The 835-nt window shown below is 72.8% G+C and carries 1 pseudogene; it reads left to right on the top strand.

Annotation, left to right across the window (positions count from 1 at the left end):
* Positions 1-683: pseudogene (locus C1I97_RS38130) on the top strand (FAD-binding oxidoreductase); the annotation flags it as partial.
* Positions 684-835: the final 152 nt, after the last annotated feature.

Here is an 835-nt window from a genome sequence, read left to right as displayed (position 1 = left end):
ACGGAAGCTCGGCACTGCTGAACCCCGTGTCCGTGCTGCGGGGCCGGGGCCGGGTGTGCTGCGGGCTGACGTACGTCTCCACCGGCCAGCTCGACCGCGCCCGTACCGTGCTGCGCCGCACCCTCGACCTGATGGAACCGGTGCTGGAGACCTCCGTCCCGGTCGTCGTCCTGGAGCCGAGCTGCGCCGCCGCCCTCCGTACCGACCTGCCGGAACTGCTGCCCGAGGACCCGCGCGCCCGCCGTCTGGCCGACCGCGTCCTGACCTTCGCCGAAACCCTCCGGCGCCACGCCCCGGGCTGGACCCCGCCCCGCCTGGACCGCCCGGTCGCCGGCCAGACCCACTGCCACCAGCACGCGGTCCTCGGCGACACGGCCGACCGGGACCTGCGTACGGCGGCGGGCCTGACCGGCGGGCTGTCCGGCGGCTGCTGCGGCCTGGCCGGGAACTTCGGTTTCGAGAAGGGCCACGGGGAGGTGTCGGCCGCCTGCGCCGAGGAACAGCTCCTGCCGTCGGTGCGGCAGGCGCCGGAGGGGGCGGTGATCCTGGCGGACGGCTTCTCGTGCCGTACGCAGCTGGAGCAGTTGGCGGGGGTGCGGGGACGGCACCTCGCGGAGGTGCTGGCGGAAGGACTGGCGGAGGGATCGACGGAGGGGCCGACGGAAAAACCGGGTGCGGACTGAGCCGGGAGTGAGACAGTGGTGTGCGGGTCTCATGCACCTGACTGAGTCCATTACCCTGGACCCACTAGTACATCGCGATGAACAAAACCCGAGCTCAACCCATGGATCGCCCCGTGACCACGCCCAGTGCCGCCGCCCCGTCCCCTTCGACG

This window comes from Streptomyces sp. NTH33 (assembly GCF_003236365.1).
Lineage (GTDB): Bacteria > Actinomycetota > Actinomycetes > Streptomycetales > Streptomycetaceae > Streptomyces.
The sequence above is the reverse complement of the archived record's forward strand: the minus strand, read 5'-3'. Positions and strand labels throughout refer to the sequence as shown.